Annotated in this window: 14 protein-coding genes; 8 read left to right on the top strand and 6 right to left on the bottom strand. The window is 75.6% G+C overall.

Annotated features, from left to right (window positions below; genetic code table 11):
• Nucleotides 1–288: 288 nt before the first annotated feature.
• Complete coding sequence (locus ACI79E_RS04705) at nucleotides 289–702, bottom strand: hypothetical protein (protein ID WP_456931381.1); 414 nt, start codon at nucleotides 700–702, stop codon at nucleotides 289–291.
• 108 nt (nucleotides 703–810) lie between these two features.
• On the opposite strand from ACI79E_RS04705, the gene ACI79E_RS04700 reads away from it, so the two are divergent.
• From ACI79E_RS04700 to ACI79E_RS04675, 6 genes are all read left to right on the top strand, one after another.
• Nucleotides 811–1,581, top strand: a complete 771-nt coding sequence (locus ACI79E_RS04700) for an SDR family NAD(P)-dependent oxidoreductase (protein WP_456931380.1) — start codon at nucleotides 811–813, stop codon at nucleotides 1,579–1,581.
• 175 nt (nucleotides 1,582–1,756) lie between these two features.
• Nucleotides 1,757–2,545 carry a DNA-3-methyladenine glycosylase family protein gene (locus ACI79E_RS04695; protein ID WP_456931379.1) on the top strand — a complete coding sequence of 263 codons (789 nt, stop codon included), beginning with the start codon at nucleotides 1,757–1,759 and terminating at the stop codon, nucleotides 2,543–2,545.
• Between the two features lie 219 nt (nucleotides 2,546–2,764).
• Nucleotides 2,765–4,747 carry a DUF222 domain-containing protein gene (locus tag ACI79E_RS04690; RefSeq protein WP_456931378.1) on the top strand — a complete coding sequence of 661 codons (1,983 nt, stop codon included), beginning with the start codon at nucleotides 2,765–2,767 and terminating at the stop codon, nucleotides 4,745–4,747.
• A 240-nt stretch (nucleotides 4,748–4,987) separates the two neighbouring features.
• Nucleotides 4,988–6,553 carry an SGNH/GDSL hydrolase family protein gene (locus ACI79E_RS04685; protein ID WP_456931377.1) on the top strand — a complete coding sequence of 522 codons (1,566 nt, stop codon included), beginning with the start codon at nucleotides 4,988–4,990 and terminating at the stop codon, nucleotides 6,551–6,553.
• A gap of 173 nt (nucleotides 6,554–6,726) precedes the next feature.
• A complete protein-coding gene (locus ACI79E_RS04680) occupies nucleotides 6,727–7,920 on the top strand; it encodes a hypothetical protein (protein WP_456931376.1) in 1,194 nt (397 codons plus the stop codon).
• A gap of 231 nt (nucleotides 7,921–8,151) precedes the next feature.
• Nucleotides 8,152–8,997 carry a hypothetical protein gene (locus tag ACI79E_RS04675; RefSeq protein ID WP_456931375.1) on the top strand — a complete coding sequence of 282 codons (846 nt, stop codon included), beginning with the start codon at nucleotides 8,152–8,154 and terminating at the stop codon, nucleotides 8,995–8,997.
• A 66-nt stretch (nucleotides 8,998–9,063) separates the two neighbouring features.
• Here ACI79E_RS04675 and ACI79E_RS04670 read toward each other — a convergent pair whose 3' ends face one another.
• The 4 genes from ACI79E_RS04670 to cofD all read right to left on the bottom strand — a co-directional run bounded on the left by ACI79E_RS04670 (nucleotide 9,064) and on the right by cofD (nucleotide 14,880).
• Nucleotides 9,064–11,862 carry a S8 family serine peptidase gene (locus ACI79E_RS04670; RefSeq protein WP_456931374.1) on the bottom strand — a complete coding sequence of 933 codons (2,799 nt, stop codon included), beginning with the start codon at nucleotides 11,860–11,862 and terminating at the stop codon, nucleotides 9,064–9,066.
• A 122-nt stretch (nucleotides 11,863–11,984) separates the two neighbouring features.
• A complete protein-coding gene (rfbA, locus tag ACI79E_RS04665) occupies nucleotides 11,985–12,854 on the bottom strand; it encodes a glucose-1-phosphate thymidylyltransferase RfbA (protein ID WP_456931373.1) in 870 nt (289 codons plus the stop codon).
• Nucleotides 12,855–12,881: 27 nt separating this feature from the next.
• Nucleotides 12,882–13,928: a coenzyme F420-0:L-glutamate ligase gene (locus ACI79E_RS04660; RefSeq protein WP_456931372.1), complete on the bottom strand. Its 1,047-nt coding sequence runs from the start codon at nucleotides 13,926–13,928 to the stop codon at nucleotides 12,882–12,884.
• Nucleotides 13,921–14,880: a 2-phospho-L-lactate transferase gene (cofD, locus tag ACI79E_RS04655; protein WP_456931371.1), complete on the bottom strand. Its 960-nt coding sequence runs from the start codon at nucleotides 14,878–14,880 to the stop codon at nucleotides 13,921–13,923. Before cofD ends, ACI79E_RS04660 begins: the two co-directional genes overlap by 8 nt.
• A gap of 232 nt (nucleotides 14,881–15,112) precedes the next feature.
• Here cofD and ACI79E_RS04650 point away from each other — a divergent pair, with 232 nt between their 5' ends.
• Both ACI79E_RS04650 and ACI79E_RS04645 read left to right on the top strand, forming a co-directional pair.
• Nucleotides 15,113–15,451 carry a WhiB family transcriptional regulator gene (locus ACI79E_RS04650; protein ID WP_456931370.1) on the top strand — a complete coding sequence of 113 codons (339 nt, stop codon included), beginning with the start codon at nucleotides 15,113–15,115 and terminating at the stop codon, nucleotides 15,449–15,451.
• 111 nt (nucleotides 15,452–15,562) lie between these two features.
• A complete protein-coding gene (locus tag ACI79E_RS04645; protein ID WP_456931369.1) occupies nucleotides 15,563–16,411 on the top strand; it encodes a hypothetical protein in 849 nt (282 codons plus the stop codon).
• Here the strand turns inward: ACI79E_RS04645 and ACI79E_RS04640 are convergent.
• Complete coding sequence (locus ACI79E_RS04640; RefSeq protein ID WP_456931368.1) at nucleotides 16,386–17,408, bottom strand: hypothetical protein; 1,023 nt, start codon at nucleotides 17,406–17,408, stop codon at nucleotides 16,386–16,388. The genes ACI79E_RS04645 and ACI79E_RS04640 overlap by 26 nt on opposite strands.
• Nucleotides 17,409–17,435 lie beyond the last annotated feature (27 nt).

Genomic DNA, 17,435 nt, shown 5'->3' with positions numbered 1-17,435 from the left:
GCCGTGTTCTTCCTTGCGCCCGACCGCCACATACGGACCCCCGCTCGGACCTGCCGGTCCGAGCGGGGGTTCGGACGTTTCCTGGGATGTGCGGTGTGCGATGTCTCACAGAGCGACATGTCGCGTGACGAAAGACGGGCGGTCGCTAGTTCGCCGACAGGGCATGTGTCCGGTTCGGGTGGCTTGACCCGCCGACGCGAAGAGGGCGGTCCCTTCAGGGGAACCGCCCTCTTTCTCGTCGGGGTGCCGCTGTCCCCCCGAGGCGGGGGCGTCAGCGCGGCGGCCGGCTCACTCCGCCGGCGTCCACGGGCCGTTCTGGGTGGGGCGCAGCATCGCGGCGTCCCGAGGGATGCGGTATGTGCCCTCGCCCGGGAGAGGATTGAACGAGCCGTCGGGCAGCAGCTGGCGGCCGTTGAGCACGGTGCCGACCGCCACGAGCACGTCCGCACCCTCCTTGACGCCGAGCTTGCCCTTCACCACGCCGCTGAGCCGCAGCTTCCCGCCGCGCGCGTGTACGTCGCCCTCGACGATTCCGCGGACCTCGGCCTGGCCGTCCAGTCGCACCTCGAGCGGGCCCTTGCAGGTGCCGTTCAGCTCGAACCGGCCGGTGACCACCGCACCACCGTGCACAGTTCCCTCGACCTTGACGGAACCCTTGACCTCGAGGGGCCCCTGGACGTCCCCGGTCAGCGTCTCGAACATGCCCTGCCTCTTCTCTCGGAGATACCCCTTCGCAGGGTACGGGGGTGCCCGTGCCCGCCCCGCCGCGCGGGCGGACCGTCGGCCCCGCGCACGGCTAGGGTCCGCAGCATGAAGAGCTTCGACGTCGCCGCCGTCGTGTCCGGAGGCGCCTCCGGCCTCGGCGAGGCCACCACCCGCGCCCTGGTCGCCCGCGGGGCGGCCGTTACGATCCTCGACATCCAGGAGGACCGCGGGAAGGAGCTGGCCGCCGAGCTCGGCGGGCACACCACCTTCGTCCGCACCGACGTCACCGACCCCGCGTCGGTGGAGGCGGCCGTCGCCGAGGCCACCGGCAAGGACCGGCCGCTGCGGATCGCGGTCAACTGCGCCGGCATCGGCACGGCGCAGCGCACCGTCGGCAAGGGGAACGTGCCGCACGACTTCGACCCGTTCGTCCGCACCGTGATGGTCAACCTGGTCGGCACGTTCAACGTGCTGCGCCTGGCCGCCGCCGCGATGGCCGCCACCGAGCCGGGGGAGGACGGAGAGCGCGGCGTCGTGGTGAACACCGCCTCCATCGCGGCCTACGACGGGCAGATCGGGCAGATCGCGTACTCGGCGTCCAAGGGCGGCATCGTCGGCATGACACTGCCGGCGGCGCGCGACCTCTCCGGCGTCGGCGTCCGGGTGTGCACCATCGCCCCCGGCCTGGTCGACACCCCGCTGCTCGGCAGCCTGCCCGAGGAGGCCCGTCAGAGCCTGTCGGCGGGCATACCCTTCCCCAAGCGCCTGGGCCGCCCGTCGGACTTCGCCGAGCTGGCCCTGGACATCGTCGAGCACGGCTACCTGAACGGCGAGGTCATCCGGATGGACGGCGCGCTCCGGATGGCGCCGCGCTGACAGTCCGTCCCTCTTCCCCGGGGAGCACCACCTGAGCACGACCCTCGAGGCGCCGGTCTTCACCGACGTCTGGCGGCCGGACTGGCCGCTGGACCTCCGCCGGACCCTCTTCCCGCACCAGCGCAGCGCCGGCGACCCGACGCTGCGGCACGTCGACGGCGCGACCTGGCGCACCGTGAGCACCGTCGACGGGCCGGCCACCGTCCGCATCGTCGTGTGCGCCGGGGAGGTGCGGGTGACCGCGTGGGGCCCCGGCGCCGAGCGCGCCGGGGCCGCGGTGCCCGGCTGGCTCGGCGCCGACGACCGGCCGGATGAGTTGGATCCCGGCGGGCACCCGCTGGTCACCCGGCTGCACCGCACCACGCCCTGGCTGCGGCTGAGCCGCACCGGTCGCACCTGGGACGCCCTCGTCCCCGCCGTCCTGGAGCAGAAGGTCACCGTCGTCGAGGCGCACCGGGTGTGGCGGGCACTGATCCGGCTGGCCGGTGAGCCCGCCCCCGGCCCTGCGCCCGAGGGGATGAAGGTCATCCCGACCCCGCGGCGGGTCCTGGAGGTCACCGACTGGGAGTGGCACCGCTGCGGCCTCGACGGCGCCCGCCGCCGCGCCCTGCGCGCCGTCGCCGGCGTCGCCTCCCGGCTGGAGCCGGAGGTGGCGGTCGACTGCGCCGACCTGCAGCGTCGCCTCAAGTCGGTGCCGGGCATCGGCGTCTGGACGGCGGCGGAGGTGGTGCAGCGGGTGTTCGGCTGCCCCGACACCGTGAGCTACGGCGACTACCACCTGAAGAACCAGGTCGGCTTCGCGCTGACCGGCGCCGCCCGCACCGACGACGACGCGATGATGGCCCTGCTCGAGCCGTGGCGCGGCCAGCGCCAGCGGGTGGTGCGGCTGCTGCTGGCCGGCGGCGTCGCGCGCGCCCCGCGGTTCGGTCCGCGCAACGCGCCGACCAACTACCGGCGGTTGTGAGACGCGGGAGGCCTCTCGATCCTGCCGCCCCGACTCCCGTGATGGGTGCTCCACGCGGCTGAGCTGCAGTTCTCTGTCCACAGGCGTTGTGGCACGTGTCGATTCGAACATATGATCGAAACCGTGGAGCTTGCGGCGGACCGGGTCGAGTCGGGCGGATCGCCCGGCGCTGCCCTCCGCGTGCCAGCGGTCGGTTGGGCGTCGGGGCCGTTGGGTGCGGTGCAGGCGGCGGACCGGGAGATCGGGCGGCAGACCGCGGTGCGTGCCCGGGCGGTGGCGGAGTTCGCCGCGTCGCGGCCGGCGTGCGTCGATCGCCAGCAGGGTGAGCCCGGCGCGATGAGCGCCGAGCGGTGGGCCGCGCGACCCGAGGTGCTACGGGCGGTGAGCGAGTGGGCGGCGCCGGAGCTGTCGCTGGCGCTGGGCATCACCGCGGCGGCGGCCGAGGAGCTGCTGGAGCGGTCGCTGACGCTGGTGCACCGGCTGCCGGCGACCCTGGCCGCCCTGGAGACCGGCGTCCTGCACACGGGCCACCTGTGGCACCTGCTGGACAAGGTCGCGCCGATCGCCGACGAGCGGTTGCGGGCGGAGGTGGAGGGCGAGCTGCTGGCCTGGATGGGCGGCCGGTCGGTGACCACCCCGGCGCAGCTGGGCGCCAAGGCCCGCCGGGTGGTGCTCCAGCGCGATGCCCGCGCGGCCGCCCGGCGGCTGGCGGCGGCGTTGCGCGAGCGCGGGATCAGCCTGCGCCCGGAGCGGACCGAGGGGATGGCGGCGCTAACCGTGGTCTGCACGATGCCCGAGGCGCAGGCGCTGTACCGGGCGCTGGGTGCCTGCGCCGACGCCCTGGATCCCGATCCCGGGGACGGGCGGAGTCGCGGGCAGAGGATGGTCGACTGCCTGCTGGACCTGGTGCTGCGTCCCGGCGAGAGCGACCTGCCGCCGGTGCAGGTCCTGCTCACCGTGGTCGCCTCGATCGGCACGCTGCTCGGCGGTGACACCCCCGGCGAGGTCGACGGCCAGGTCGTCCCGGCGGAGATGGTCCGCCAACTGCTGCGCGCCGTCGCCGGTCAGCGCTCCCCGGCGGCCGCCTCGGCGGGCACCTCCACCCGCGCGGTGACCGCCGCTGACTCCCTCGGCGCAGGCCCACGCGACGCCACGGTCGACGCGGCGGAGCTCCCGTGGCAGCAGGCCGAGCAGGAGGAACTCGAGCGCTGGTGGGCCGAACTCGAGCGGCGCGTCCTCGGCGAGGAGGTCCACAGCGAACCCGAGCCACGACCCGACCGGCCCGACGGCGGTCAACCGGACCGCAGCAGCGAGGCGGCCGCAGACGAGCAGCGGACCGGCGCCGACGCCGCAGCCGACTGGTCCTCCTCCGGCGGGCTCGGCGCTCCGGCCGGCACCGATGGGTGTGCGGACGGGGTTCCGCCGCCCGATCCCGCCCCTGATCCGGATCCGGCCACCTCGGCACCACCGGAGCGGGTCGAGTGGTGGGCGGCGGCCGACCGCGCGGTCGACGACGCCGGTGCCGCGCTGCACACCGCCCAGCAGGCGCTGGGTCGTGCACGGCGGATGGTGGGCACCGCCCGCGCCGCCGACAGCGCCGACGAGACCGCCTGGACCGCGAGCCCCGCCGGCGCGGTCTCCGCCGCGCCCGACGCGCTCGCCGCCCTGGGCGCCGCGACCGAGACCGCCCGCGACGAGCTGACCGGACTGCTCGCGGCCACCGCCGGCGGCGGGCTGGCCGACCGGCCGCGCATCGCCCTGACCGACGCCCTCACCGGTGCGCTGGTGGCGCTCACCGATGCACCCGGCCTGCGCCGCGCGGCGCACTGCGGCACCCCGCCCTGCCGCCGCCGCCCGCAGGGTTGCAGCCACGACCTCACCGGCCGGCCCGGCCTGCGTGCCCCAGGCCCGGCCGCCGGCTACCGGCCCGGCGCCGCCCTCGACCGGTTCGTCCGCGCCCGCGATCGCCGCTGCCGCTTCCCCGGCTGCCGCCGCCGCGTCCCGCGGAGCGGCGAGCTCGACCACTCCCGCCCCTGGCCCGCCGGCCCCACCAGCGCGGCCAACCTGGTCGGCTACTGCACCATCCACCACCGCGGCAAGCACCAGGCCCCCGGCTGGAGGCACCACCTCACCGACGACGGCACCCTCACCGTCACCACCCCCGCCGGCCTCACCGCAGTCAGCACCCCGCCCCCGTACTGAGCGCGGGGCGGGTCGTCCGCCCGCCATCGGGACTCGGTCGTGTCGGCGCCGTGTCGCGAGGCGTCCGTGCCACCATGGCCGAGCCCGGCAGCGGGTCGTCGGACGTGTCCCCGCCGTTCGGGCACGTGGCGCCGTGCCGGATGGGTGGGCCCCGCTGCGGGCCCATGACGCGTCCAGGGCCGGCACGACCACCTGCCGCCGGTGCGACCGGAACGGTGGAACCACGGGGAGAACGGCGAGATGGACGCGACAGCGCGCGGGTGCGGTTCCCCGCGCCCGGGCGGCACGCTGCGGCGGCTGGGCACGCTGACCGTCGTCCTGGCCGTCGGCGTTGGTGGGGCCGGCGTCCCGGCGGCGTCCGCCCAGGGCGACCCCGTCGGCGGGGCGGGCAACCACTACTTCCTCTCCGGCGCCGGCAACACCTCCGGCGTCGCGGTCGAGCAGTACTGGTTCGGCGACCCGGGCGACGAGGTGTACCTCGGCGACTTCGTCCGTCCCGACGGCTCCTTCGGCGCCGACGGCCGCGACGACGCGATGGTCCGGCGGGGCAACACCTTCACCATCCGCGGGCAGGGCGGCCGCAGCTTCGCCTACGGGAACCCCGGCGACACCGTGCTCGTGGGCGACTGGGACGGCGACGGCACCGACACCCTCGCCGTCCGGCGCGGCAACGTCTTCCACGTCAAGAACGACGTGACCACCGGCGTCGCCGACTCCGTCTTCGCCTACGGCGACCCCGGGGACACCGTCCTGGTGGGCAACTGGGACGGCGACACCAGCGCCGCCGACGCCCTGCGCCCGGTCACCACCGACACGCTCATGGTGCGGCGCGGGAACCACTACTTCGTCAAGAACAGCACGACCACCGGCGTCGCCGACTACGACTTCTGGTTCGGTGAGCCCGGCGACGCCGTCCTGGTGGGGGACTGGGCCACGTCGCCCGCGTACGGCGTGCCGGGGGAGTCCGGCGACCACGCCGACGCGCTGGCCGTCCGCCGCGGCAACGCCTACTTCCTCTCCGAGGAGGTCTGGACGGCGGAGGCGCGACGCGGCGGCCACGCGCTGCGCACCAGGTCGACGTTCCACTTCGGCAACCCCACCGACACCGCCTTCACCGCGCAGCTGGAGCGGACCGTCGGGGCCGACGGGCAGCCGCTGACCCTGTACGGCGACGGGCTCGGCGTCCGCCGCAACGACGTCGTGGGCGGCGTGGACCGGCCCGCTCCGCCGGCACCCGCCCCAGCCGGTCCGCCCGTGCGCACCTACGTCGCGGTCGGCGACTCGATCACCGCCGGGCTCGGGCCGCACGACTCCCTCGGTGTCCCCGGCCCCCACGGCTGGGTGCGCGGGGAGACCGCCGGCCGCCTCCAGCTCGCCGGCGGGTGGGCCGTGCCCGGCGCGACCGCGGGCGACATGCGGGCCCACGTCACCCGCACCCCGGCCGACGTCCTCGTGCTCCTGGCCGGCACCAACGACCTGCTCCGCGGCATCCCGTGGGAGGTCACCGCGGACGACCTGCGGGCCGTCGCCGCCACCGTCGGCACCCGTGAGGTCCTGCTCGTCGGCATCGTCCCGATCACCGAGTTCCCGGCGCAGCGCGCGCTGCTCAACTCCCGGCTCGCCGCGCTCGCCAGCGACATGGGGTGGCGCTACGTCGACCCCTGGACGCCGGTCGCCCACGGGGACGCCTGGGCGCCCTGGGCCACCCCCGACAACCTGCACCCCACCCCCGAGGCCGCGGTCACGGCCGGGCGGATCATCGCCGACAGGGCGTGGCAGGCCGCGGCGCAGCGATCCGGACGGTGATCAGCCGTCGGGACGCCCCAGTCGTCACAGGAGTCCCGACCTCGCCACTGAGTCGCGTGTCCTCACGCTCTGTCCTGATCTGAGTTCATAACGTCCCGGTATCGAAGGCCGCCACCGGTCGCTCGACGGCCGACCGGCCGGAGGGTGGGCGGCCGGACCCCGGGAGTACCTCCGTGTCACGCGCCGCGCTCCGCTCGACCCTGGCCCTCGCCGCGGTCGGAGGCCTGTCCACCCTCGGTCTGATGGACGCCGCGGTCGCCGGCGCCGCCGGCATCTGCGCGTCCTCGGCCGACGGGACGACCGTGAGCTGCGCGCACGACGACACCGGTGGCGAGCTGCTGTTCCACGTACCCGACGGCGTGACCGGCCTGGACGTCGCGGTCCCCGGCGGAGAGGCTCCGGACGCCGCGCCCACCCGGCTCGACGTGAGCCCGGGCAGCACGCTGGTCATCGACCTGGGCACCGTCGAGGAGCTCACCGCGCTCGCGGCCACCGACCCGGCGGCGCGGCTCGTCCCGGGGGACGGCGGGGCTGCCCTCCTCCGCGTGCTCGACCTCGATGTCGATGCCACCGGGACCGCCGCGGGAACGCCGACCGAGGGTCCCGGCCGGGCCGTGGTGGTGGCGGACGGGCTCGGCGAGGGTCCTGAGCCGATGTCGATCGTCCTGACGTTCGCGGCGCCGGCGACCGGTGTGGTCCTCGACGGGCTGCTGGAGCCGGCGCCCACCGTGCCGTCGCCCGAGTCCGGGGCAGCCGCCGAGGCGCAGCCGAGCGAGGCCGCACCGGCCGAGGACACCGCCGCTCCCGCCGAGGACACCGCCGCTCCCGCCGAGGACGCCGCCCCTGCCGCCGACGCGACGCCCACGCCCAGCGAGACCCCGGCGGCCGACGACGTCCCGGAACCGGCCGGGACCACCGCCACTGAGGAGGACCCCGCACCGGAGGCGCCGTTGCTGGAGGCTGCGGTCGGGGGGTCCGGTCCGACGGAGACCGCCGCAGCGCCCGAGACCCCCACCGCCGCGGAGCCCTCGGCCTCGGTGGACGCGCCGGCTCCGGTGGAGACACCGGCCCCGACGGCGACCGCGGCTCCCACCGAGACCCCGGTCGCGGCGAGCACCCCGGTGCCGCAGCGGACGACGGCACGAGCGAGCGCTCCCATCCAGGCTGCGACCCCGACCGGGGCGGTGGCTCCCGGTGAGGACCGCTATTCGGCCGTTCCCGCCGCCGATCTGCAGACCGCGTCCTCGATGGCGCCCAGCGCCCTGCTGAACGCCGACGGCGTCGGGGTCCTCGCCGGGTCCGTCGCCGGCCTGGTCACCGTCGGACTGGCCGTCACCGTGGCCGTCGGCGCCCGTCGCCGCGACTGACCTCCTCCACTGCTCCCGGCCGAGGACGGCGGGGCGGCTGGGGTCCCTGAGGCCGGGGAGTTCCGGAACGCGCCGATCCATGGCACGGTGTGCGCGGCGTCACGGGGGCGCCCGAACGGGGGCAGGGACATGTCACGGGGAACACGTGCAGGGCTGGCGGCTGCGGTCGCCACGGCGGGGCTGCTGACGGCGATGGGTCCGGCAGCGGCTCAGGGGACGACGGTCGGCGGTGTGGGGGCGGAGTACTACCTCAACGACGCATTCACCGGCCAGGCCAACATCCGGCTGACCTACGGTGACCACGCGGACGAGGTCTACGCCGGCGACTGGGACGGCAACGGCACCGACACCCTGATGGTGCGCCGCGGCATCACCTTCCACGCGCGGAACAGCAACACCTCGGGCGGGGCGGACGTCGTCTTCTCCTACGGCGACCCGGGCGACACCGTGCTGGTGGGGGACTGGGACGGCAACGGCACCGACACCCTCGCCGTCCGCCGCGGCAACACGTTCTTCGTCAAGAACAGCGTCACCACCGGCCGGGCGGACACCACGTTCGTCTACGGCGACCCGGGCGACACCGTGCTGGTGGGGGACTGGGACGGCAACGGCACCGACACCCTGGTGGTCCGCCGCGGCGGGCACTACTTCGTGAAGAACGACCTGAACACCGGGGTCGCCTCGAGCGAGTTCTCCTACGGCGACCCGGGCGACCGGGTGCTCGTCGGCCGGTGGTCGGCCGGGCAGGCCGGGGACACCCTCGGTGTCCGCCGCGGTGCCACCTACTTCCTCCGGCACTCGCTCACCTCGGGCGTCGCCGACCGGACGCTGGACTACGGCGAGCCCACCGACACCGTCTTCAGCGGCGACTGGAACGGCGACCGGATCGACACCCTCGGCGTCCGCCGGGCAGCCGGGCCGGCCACTCCCTCGAACCCGGGTGACTCCGTCAACTGCTCGGACTTCGCGACCCAGCTGCAGGCCCAGGAGTGGTTCAACCGCTACTACCCGTTGTACGGCGACGTGGCCCGGCTGGACTCGGACAACGACCTCATCGCCTGCGAGGAACTCCCCTGAGCACCTGCTGACGACGACACCGCCGCGCACCCGATCGGGTGCGCGGCGGTGCTGTCGTGCGGGTACCTACAGCGACAGTCCGCTGCAACCGTTCGCGCAGTTGACGCCCCAGATCGAGGACCCCAGTGAGGCGAACCGGGTCGAGTGGACGAGCCGCTCACCGTTCGGGCCGGTGACGATCCCGCCGTTGCCGGCCGGGGGCTGCGTGCCGGGCGTCTGGGTGCCCGGCGTCTGCGTCCCTGGCGTCTGCGTGCCCGGGGACTGGGTCCCTGGCGTCTGCGGAGCCGGGTCCTCCTCACCGGGGTCCGGCGTCCCCCCGCCCGTCGACGGAGTGTCCGCATCCACGTACGTCAGGCCGTCGGCCAGGACGGAGTAGGTCTCCCCGTCGGGTCCGAACACGTAGACGTCGTAGCTGCCGGCCACCGCTGCCGGTGTCCGGAACACCACCCGCGAACTGGTCGTCAGGGCGTCCGAGACCTGAGCCACCCGGGTGGCACCGACCCGCACGGTGGCGCCCTGCGGGATGGCCAGCCCGGTGATCGTCACCTGGGTGCCGCCCGCCGTGCTGACCCGTGTCGGCGAGATCGACGTCAGCCGGTAGGGCCCCTGCTCCTCGTACACCTTCTTGTCACCCGTGTCCGGGGACTGCGTGCCCGGGGTCTGGGTGCCGGGCGTCTGCGTGCCCGGGGTCTCGGTGTCCGGGGTCTGCGTCCCCGGCGTCGGGGTCGGGGCGTCCGGCGTCGGCGCGACCGGGGACTCCGTGCCCGGGGCCGGCGTGTCCGGGGCCGGGACCGGTGTGCCCGGCGTCGGGGTGCCGGGGGTCTGGTTGTCCGGGGTGTGCGTGTCGGGCGTCTGCGTGCCGGGCGACTGAGTACCCGGGGTCTGCGTGTCCGGCGTCTGGGTCCCCGGGGTCTGGGTGTCCGGCGTCTGGGTGCCCGGGCTCTGCGTGCCGGGCGACTGGGTCCCCGGGGTCTGGGTGTCCGGCGTCTGGGTCCCCGGGGTCTGGGTGCCCGGCGACTGCGTGCCGGGCGTCTGGGTGCCCGGGGTCTGGGTGTCCGGGTCCGGGTCCGGGACCGGCGTGCCCGGCGTCTGCGTGCCCGGCTGCGGCGCCGTGCTCCTCGCCTCGTCCCCGACCAGGAGGGGTGCCGCGTAGGCCAGGCCGAGCGGGCTGCCCTCACGGGTGATCTGCGCGGTCAGGACGTAGCGGCCGTCCGCCAGCTCGGTCGTGGGGGACAGCACCACCGAGCCCAGGCTGGACCGGTGGCCGAGGGAGAACGTGGCCTCCCCGTTGTCGTCCGTGGTCGCGGGAACCCCGTCGAGCGTGATGTCGTGGTCGGCCAGGGCGTAGAGCTGGCCGGCGTGCTCCATGCCGAGCCCGAGGACCACCTCGTACCCGCCGGCCGGCGTCGACCCGGTCGCCACCACCTGCGGCGTGACCGTGCCGGCGTCCGCGGCGAGGCCGGAGAAGACGTAGGACACCGGCGCGGCGGTGTTGCCCAGGTCGTCCAGGGCCAGCCGGCCACCGGTGACCGACCGGCCACCGAACGCCGCCAGGTGGTGGACGTCGTCCAGGACGGCGGTCTTCAGCTCCACGGCGCCGGCGGTGCGGTTCTGGGCCTTGTACAGCGCGACCGCCGCGGCGACGTGCGGAGCGGCGTACGAGGTGCCGGCACCCAGCGTGTTGTAGCCGCCCTCGCTGGTGTTGACCGTGACGTACTCGCCGGGCGCGAACAGGTCCACCGTCGTGGCCCCGTAGGCCGAGTGCGCGGCGACGGTGTCCTGGGCGGTGCTGCTGCCCACGGTGATCAGGCCAGGCACGTCGAGGCTGGCCGGGTACTTGCGGGCGACGTCCCGGTCGGCGTGGTCGTTGCCGGCCGCGGCGACGACGACCACGCCCTTGCTGTTGGCGTAGGAGATGGCCGCGCTGAGCAGGCGCGCCCCGTAGGAGCTGTCGCTCGGGTCGTACACCGCCTCGCTGCTGCCCCAGCTGGCGTTGACGACGTCGGCGCCGTTGTCCACCGCGTACCGGATCGCCTCCGCGCCGAGCACCAGGTCCACGCTGGCGCCGCCCCCGATCACCAGCGGCATGATCGTGGCGTCCGGGGCGACCCCGGCGATGCCCTGGCCGTTGCCGGCGCGGGCCGCGACGATCCCGGCGACCGCGGTCCCGTGGGCGTTGTCGCCGCCGTTGGAGACGTCCGGGCTGTTGCGGTAGAAGTTCCAGCCGTGGCAGTCGCCGGGCCGGCCGTTGCCGTCGGTGTCGGCCGAGCCGCAGGGCTCGTCGGGGTTGGTCCACAGGGCACCGGCCATGTCCGGGTGCGACAGGGCGTAGCCGCTGTCGACCACCGCCACGACCATCCCGCGGCCGGTGCCGGCCTGCCAGCCGGTGACGGCGGAGACGTCGGCGCCCGCCGTCGCCGGCACCCACCCCCTGTAGGCGTTGGACCCGGTGTTCTCCAGGTTCCAGCCGTACTCGCTCCAGTACGGGTCGCTGATGGTCGCGCCGGCCACCTCGCCGGGCACGGAGGGCACCACCTCGGCGCCGGGCACGACCCCGCGCATGTCGTCGTCCGTGATGCCGGTGCCGGCGACCAGCGCCGAGCCGTCCGACAGCAGCTGGGCCGAGTCGACGGCCGGCAGCGCGTCCAGCGCCGCCAGCTGCTCGGCGCCCACCCCACCGGCGGTCTGCACCACCAGGCGGGTCAGCCCGTCGCCCGGCCCGAGCTCGTCGGCCATGGCCGGTGTCGGGGAGAGGACGAACGCGTCCACGACCGCTGCACCGCTGAACCCGACCGTCGCCGCGGCGGCCACGGCCAGCGCCCTGCGCCTCCGGCTGACCGAGCCGCTCCCTGTCGTCGTCCCCATGCTGTCCCGTCCATCGAGGGCCCCGCGTACGGCGGGCGTCCCCTGTCCATCGACAGGTCAGCGAGCGGAGCTCATTCCCCGAAGGGGTTGTTCTCGAGCGGGCCGATCAGGGAGCCGACGGGTCAGCGACCCTCGACCAGCAGGTGCAGCAGGTAGTCGCCGTAGCCGCTCTTGCCCAGCGGCTCGGCCGCCCGGCGCAGGCCGTCGTCGTCCAGCCAGCCCTGCCGCCAGGCGACCTCCTCGATGCAGCCGATCTTCAGGCCCTGGCGGTCCTCGACGACGGAGACGAACTCGGTGGCCTGGCGCAGCGACTGGAACGTGCCGGTGTCCAGCCAGGCGGTGCCGCGGTCGAGCACGGTGACGGTCAGCCGGCCCTGGTGCAGGTAGTGGTCGTTGACCGCGGTGATCTCCAGCTCGCCGCGCGCGCTGGGCGTGATGCCGCGGGCGATCTCGACGACCTGGTTGTCGTAGAAGTACAGCCCGGGCACGGCGTAGGAGCTCTTCGGGTGCGCGGGCTTCTCCTCGATGGAGAGGACCCGCCCGTCGTGGTCGAACTCGACCACGCCGTAGTCCTGCGGGTTGGCCACGTGGTAGGCGAAGACGTGCCCGCCGTCGGGCTCCGGCAGCCGGGAGAGCGCGGTGCCCAGGCCGGCGCCGTAGAAGATGTTGTCGCCGAGGACGAGCGCGACGGCCTGGTCGCCGATGAAGTCCGCGCCGATGAGGAACGCCTGCGCCAGACCCTCCGGCTTCGGCTGGGCGGCGTACTCGATGGTCATCCCGAGCCGGCTGCCGTCGCCGAGCAGGTGCCGGAAGGCCTCCTGGTCGCCGGGCGTGGTGATGACCAGCACCTCCCGGACGCCGGCCATCATCAGCGTCGAGAGCGGGTAGTAGACCATCGGCTTGTCGTAGACCGGCATCAGCTGCTTGCTCACGGCCTGCGTGATGGGGAACAGGCGGCTGCCGGTGCCCCCGGCCAGGATGATCCCGCGCATGATCACCGACGCTACCCAGTCCGCTGGCTAGGGGTCGGGTGAACCGAGCCACAACCTGCCGACGAGCGAGGTCCCGCCCGGCGTCCCGACCGGCTCCCAGCGCGTCGTCCAGCCCTCCGCGTGCAGCTGCACGACGACCGCGCCGATCAGCGCCCCCAGGTTGAGCGCGGTCGTCGTGGTCGCCCGCTCCGGCAGGTGGACGTCGACCACGCCGTCGCCCTCCCCGCCGTAGCGCACCACCACGGGGAACTCCGGCAGCGCGGCCACCGCGACGCGGAAGGCCTCGGCGACGGCGTCCAGCTCGCCGGGGCGGGGCAGGAGGTCCGCCGCCGGTGCGCGCGAGCCCACGAGGTCGCGGGTGCCGTGGCGGAACAGGTCGCCGGGGCCCAGGCGCACCAGCGGCCGGGTGCCGGCGTCCTCGGCCGGCGGGTCGACGGCCAGGCCGCGGACGACGGCCACCGGGATCCCGCCGAGCTTGCCCTTCACCAGGTCCGCTGCCGCGGCCAGCTCGTCCACGACGGCCACCTGGGTGGTCTCCAGCCGGTTGCCGTGGACGTCGACGTCCCCGCGGTGGTCGACGAGCGCGGCGATCCCGGCCGAGCCCACCGCGACGTCGGTGAGCCCCTCCCGCCAGGTGCGGCCGAACGTGTCGCTGACCACGACGGCGACGGTGACCCCCAGCAGCTCGCGCAGCCGCGCCCGCAGCTCCCGCGCGGAGGCGTCGGCGTCGGCCGGCAGCAGCACGAGCGCGTCGCCGGGGACGTTGGAGGCGTCGATGCCGGCCGCGGCCACCACCCAGCCGTGCCGGGTCTCGACGATCTTCAGCGGCCCGCGGCGGGCCACCACCCGCACGGTCTCCGCGTCGATGGCCCGCTGGCGGGCGGCCTCCCGGTCGGTGCCCGGCTCGACGTGCACCAGCCGGCCCTCGACCTTGGAGACCACCTTGGAGGTGACGACGACGACGTCGCCGTCGGCCAGCCACGGCGCGGCGCCGGCGATCGCGGCGGCGAGGTCGTCACCCGGCCCGAACTCCGGCAGCCCGGGGACCGGGCGGATCGAGATGCCCTCAGACACCGGCGGCGTCCAGGGCGGCGCGGGCCATCGCGGCCGTGGCGTCCGGGTCGCTCATCAGCAGCGGCACGGCGCGGACGTCGACGCCGGGGACGTCGGCCCGGTCGCCGGTGTGCACCAGCCAGGCGTCCAGCAGCCCGCCGGCGGTGCGGGCGCCGTAGTGCCGGCCGACGCCCTCCGCGCTGACCTCCACGCCCACCACCGGCAGGCAGCGGTCGGCCATCCCGCGGACCACGGCGCCGGACACGATGGGGGAGACCCCGACCACCCGGCCCGGCGTGGCCAGCAGCGCCTCGCGCAGGCCCGGCACCCCGAGGACCGTCCCGATCGACACCACCGGGTTCGACGGCGCCAGCAGCACCGCGTCGGCGGCGGCGAACGCCTCGGCGATCCCGGGGGCGGGGCGGGCGGCGTCCACGCCGACCTGCACGAACGCCGACGCCGGCAGCGCCGCGCGGTGGCGCACCCACCACTCCTGGAAGTGGATCGCCTGCTGCCGCCCGCTGTCGGGGTCGGCCACCACGACGTGGGTCTCGACCCGCTGGTCGCTCATCGGCAGCAGCTCGACGCCCGGCTCCCAGCGGTCGGCCAGCGCCGCGGTCACCTGCGACAGCGGGTACCCGGCGTCGAGCATCCGGGTGCGCACCAGGTGGGTGGCGAGGTCGCGGTCGCCCAGGCCGAACCAGGTGGGCTCGGCCCCGTAGGCGGCCAGCTCCTCCTTGACCGTCCAGCTCTCGCCGAGCCGGCCCCAGCCGCGGTCGGGGTCGATGCCGCCGCCGAGGGTGTACATGACCGTGTCGAGGTCCGGGCAGATCCGCAGCCCGTGCATCGTGACGTCGTCCCCGGTGTTGACGACGGCGGTGAGGGTGGCATCGGGGGCGGCAGCACGGAGGCCGGCCAGGAATCGGGCTCCGCCGACCCCTCCGGCGAGCACGACGATTCGCACGAAAGTCATCGTGCCCCATGGGCAGTTGTCGACTGTTCGACGGGCGTGTCGAGGGGTGTGACGAGATGTGACGAACAGGACGTGACGGGTGAGGCTGGTGTGGCGATCCGCTTACACCGCGCGAAGTTGACGCCTACGCAACGACACGCGTGTAATTCCGGCGGTGTCAGCAAGTGCCGAGCGGCCCGGGATCGTCCCGGAGGGCGCACATCGGGACGACAGCGAGAGGGGACGCATCGTCATGGCAGAGGTGTCGTGGTTGAGCGACTACGTCAGTGCGTCAGAGCGGAACGCCGACCGGGGCGTCGAGGGTGCCGGCCAGGCCTTCGCCGGGCTCTGGAGCGTGGGCCTGGAGGCCGACGCCCAGTCCTGGCAGGAGCGGGCGCTGTGCGCCGAGACCGACCCCGAGGCGTTCTTCCCCGAGAAGGGCGGCTCGACCCGCGAGGCGAAGAAGATCTGCACCGGCTGCGAGGTCAAGGCCGAGTGCCTCGAGTACGCGCTGGCCAACGACGAGCGTTTCGGCATCTGGGGCGGGCTCTCCGAGCGGGAGCGCCGCCGGCTGCGTCGCCGCGCCATCTGAACGAGGACCCCGTCCCTGCGCAGGGGACGGCACACGGCACGACCTGACACCACCGCAGCTCCACCACAGCCGCCGACGCGACGCCGTCGGCGGCTGTGGTGCCATTCGGGGGTGACGACGCGGGGACCACTGACCAGGGTCGCGACCGGCCGGGCCGAGGTGGTCGGTGAGCTGCGCGCCGCCGTCCCCCTGCAGGCCGCCGTCCGCGCCCCCGTCACCGCCCGGAGCCCCTGGCTGACCACCGTGCTCAACGTCGCGGCCGCCCACCGCCGGCCGGGCTCCCGGCCGGTCGCCGTCGTCGTCGACCGCGACCCCGACCGCGTCGGCGGGCCGGCCGCGCTGGCCCCGCTCGTGCTCGCCGGCCGGGGGCCGCGGATCGCCGTCACCCTCCTCGGGGACGACGCCCCGGTGCCCGCGGGCACGGCACCGGCCCGCCTGCCGGCCCGGGACGACGCCGCCGCCGGGGAACTGGCCGCCGGCGTGCTGGACCTGCTCGACCGGGGACGCCGCCCGTGGACGCTGCGCCTCACCGGGCTGCCCCTGGGCGACCCCACGCTGCGCGAGCTCGGCCGGCTGCGGCCGGAGGCGGCGTTCTCCACCGCGCGCAGCACCCGCCTGGTCGACGCGCTCGACGAGGCCGGCCCGGTGCACCGCAGCCGCGACCCCCGCGAGCTGGACCGGTGGCTGCCGCAGCTGCTGGCCCGCGAGCCCGACCGCCGCACCCGCCTGCTGCTGCGCGCCGCCGCCCGCCTGCACGCCGCGATCGGTCAGGTCGAGCTGGCCGTGCTGGCCGAGGGCGACCGGCTCAGGGCCGGGCTGCTCACCCTCGTCGACGGCGCCGACCGCCGGCCCTGGTGGGGCACCTCCGACGTCGGCGGCCTGACCCACGAGATGGGGGCGCCGGTCGTCTCGCTCACGCTGTCCGGCGGGCCGCTCAGCCGGCGTACCGGACCACGTTGAACCCCTCGCGCGCCGTCGTCGTCCGGTCGGTGCCGAGGAACAGCGTCGCCTCGGCGACCGCGCCGCCGTCGCGCACCGGCCCGGCCGGGGAGACGGTCACCGTCAGGTCGTACACCCGTCCCGTGTAGGCCGGGGCGGTGGCGATCGGCCGCGTGTAGGTGGGGAAGCGGCCGGTCAGCCGGACGTCGTCGCCGTCCCGCGTGACCTGCAGGGCGGGGGAGGGCAGGTCGGCGTACTCGGGGGTCGACCGCACGCAGCCGGCCTCCTCCGGGTCGGGCGGGGGCTCGTCGGCCACGCAGTTCCAGGTCGGCAGCGCCAGGTGTGCCAGCGCCGCGCCGTCCCCGGCCGGGTCGCCGGTGGCGGTGACGCTCACCACGGGCTCGGCGACGGTGATGCCGACCGCGTGCCGCGCGACGACGATCCCCTCGAAGGCGAGCGTGGCGGTGACGCCGTCCTCCCCGAGGGGCACCGACCGGTCGGCCAGGGCGCCGGCGCCGCTCTCGCCCGGCAGCGGGTCGGCCGGCACCCCGGGCAGTTCCGGCACCGGGACGGGCGTGGGCGTCCCCGCCGTCGGCGACGCCGCGGGCGGCGGGGGACTCGGCTCCGCCGCGACCGGCGGGTCGTCGTCGTCCCGCGTGCCCGCGGCGACCACCGCGAGCGCGCCGACGAGCAGGAGCGCGACCGCCGCCATCCCGGCCACCACCCGGCCGGACCCCGACCCGCCGTCCGGGTCCTCGGCCTCCGGCGCCGGGTCGGCAGGGGGCGCGACCGCCGCGGGGACCGGCGGGGTGCCGGGCGGCGCGTCGAGGAACCCGGGCAGGTCGTCGTGCGGGAAGCGCGTCGCGGGACGGGGGACGGGCGGCTCCCGCCGGACCGGCGAGCCGGCACCGGGGCGGCCCCGGCGGCCGGTCAGCAGCCACGCGGCGACCCCGGCCAGCGCCAGCAGCGCCACGCCCAGCACGACCCAGGGCACGGCGGCCGGCGCGGAGGAGTCCATCCCCGCAAGCATCCCAGGGGCGCCGGC

The sequence above is a fragment of the Geodermatophilus sp. SYSU D00079 genome (assembly GCF_054050635.1).
Note: the sequence above shows the minus strand (reverse complement) of the source record. Positions and strands in the feature narration are given on the sequence as shown.